Source organism: bacterium (genome assembly GCA_035945995.1).
Taxonomy (GTDB): Bacteria; Sysuimicrobiota; Sysuimicrobiia; order Sysuimicrobiales; family Segetimicrobiaceae; genus DASSJF01.
On sequence record DASYZR010000042.1, the window covers coordinates 1 to 2,108 of the forward strand.

Consider the following 2,108-nt stretch of genomic DNA (forward strand, 5'->3'; position numbering starts at 1 on the left):
CCCGCGGCCTCAACGGCGAGGCCTACCGGGGTCATGTGTTCTGGGACGAGCTGTACGTGTATCCGTTCCTGAACTTCCGCATGCCGGAGGTGACGCGGGAGCTGCTGCTGTACCGCTATCGCCGCCTCGGCGAGGCGCGCGACGCGGCCCGGGAGGCGGGGTTTCACGGCGCGATGTTTCCTTGGCAAAGCGGCAGCGAGGGCACGGAGGAGACCCAGAGCATCCACCTCAACCCGCTCTCGGGCCGTTGGGAGCCCGACCTGAGCCGCAACCAGCGGCACGTCAACGCCGCGATCTTCTACAACATCTGGCACTATTTCCAAGCCACCCAGGACGTGGCGTTCATGCGCGACTACGGCGCGGAGATGATGCTGGAGATCGCGCGCTTCTGGGCCTCTATCGCGCACTTCAACCCCGAGCGGGACCGATACGAGATCCACGGGGTGATGGGCCCAGACGAGTTCCACGAGAAGTATCCCGGCGCCGAAGACGGCGGTCTGCGCAACAACGCCTACACCAATCTCATGGTGGCCTGGCTGTGCGGCGTGGCCGGGGACGTTCTCTCGCTGTTGCCGGCGACGCGGGCCGCGGCGCTGCGCGACAGGCTTGGCCTTGACGACGAGGAGCTGCGCACGTGGGAGAGGATGAGCCGGCGGATGTTCGTCCCATTCCACGGCGAAGGCATCATCAGTCAGTTCGAGGGCTACCAGGAGCTCCAGGAGCTCGACTGGGACGCCTACCGCGCGAAATACGGCAACATCCAGCGGCTCGACCGGATACTGCGCGCCGAGGGCGCCGACCCCGACCGCTACAAGGTGACTAAGCAGGCCGACACGGTGATGCTGTTCTTCCTGTTCTCCCGCGACGAGCTGCGGCGGCTGTTCAGCCGGCTGGGCTACAGCTACGACCCGGACACGGCGCGCAAGAACATCGCCTACTACGACCGGCGTACCTCCCACGGCTCGACGCTGAGCTTCATCGCGCACGCGGGGGTCTTGGCGGCGCTGGACCCGGAGAGCTCGTGGCAGCGGTTCCTCGTTGCCCTCGAAAGCGACGTCGGTGACGTCCAGGGCGGGACTACGAAGGAGGGGATCCACATGGGCGTCATGTCCGGGACGCTCGACCTCGTCCAGCGCAGCTACGCGGGCACGCACATCCGCGACGGCGTCCTGTGCTTCGAACCCAGGCTCACCCGCCAGCTCGACGGGTTGTCGTTCTCGATGCAGTTTCAGGGGACTCTGATCCTGGTGACGTTCGCCGACGGTCGGCTCACGGTGGCCGCCGATCGGGAGGGCGTGAGCCCGCCGGTCAAGGTAGCCGTCCGCGACGAGGTGCGCGAGTTGCGTGCCGGGGACCGGTGGACATTCGAGCTCCAGCCGGACCCCAGTCTCGCGTAGCAGACCCAGGGCTGAGAGGAGGATCCATGCCCACACGGTTCCAAGGAGCGATCTTCGACGTCGACGGCGTGCTCGTCGACTCGCCCCACGAGAAAGCGTGGCGTGAGTCGCTGCGCGAGCTGATGGAAGGGGAGTGGGGCGGCATCCGCGGTCAGACGACCTGGTCGCCCAAGGCGTTTACGCCCCACGTCTACCAGCAGGAGATGTCAGGTAAGCCGCGAATGAGCGGCGCGCGGGCGGCCCTGGAGTACTTCAAGGTGCCCGACGTCGATGCTCGCGTCAGGAAGTACGCCGCCCGCAAGCAGACGATGGTGGTCCGGCTCATCGAGGCCGGTGACTTCACCGCCTATCCCGACGCGCTGCGGTTCATCATCGCCGTCAAGGATGCCGGGATCCGGGCGGCGGCCGCGTCATCGTCGAAGAACGCGAGCCTGTTCCTGCGCCGGATCCGGCTCGACACCTTCGCCCAGGAGCAGGGCATCTCCTCGCCGTCGCTGCGGCCGGACCTGACGCTCCTGGACTTCTTCGACGCCGACGTTTCAGGCCGGGACTTCGCCTATGGCAAGCCAGACCCCGAGATGTTCCTCACCGCGGCCCACGAGCTCGGGGCCACGCCCGAGGCCGCGATCGTCATAGAGGACGCCGCCGCTGGGGTCGAGGCGGCCAAGGCCGGCGGCATGGCCGCGATCGGCATCGCGCGGGCCCACGACA

At 67.5% G+C, this 2,108-nt stretch carries 2 protein-coding genes; both read left to right on the top strand.

Annotated features, from left to right (window positions below):
* Positions 1-1,397: glycosyl hydrolase family 65 protein (locus tag VGZ23_03535; GenBank protein ID HEV2356667.1), on the top strand; the 1,397-nt coding region annotated here is incomplete at its 5' end.
* 26 nt (positions 1,398-1,423) lie between these two features.
* Positions 1,424-2,108: HAD-IA family hydrolase (locus VGZ23_03540; GenBank protein HEV2356668.1), on the top strand; the 685-nt coding region annotated here is incomplete at its 3' end.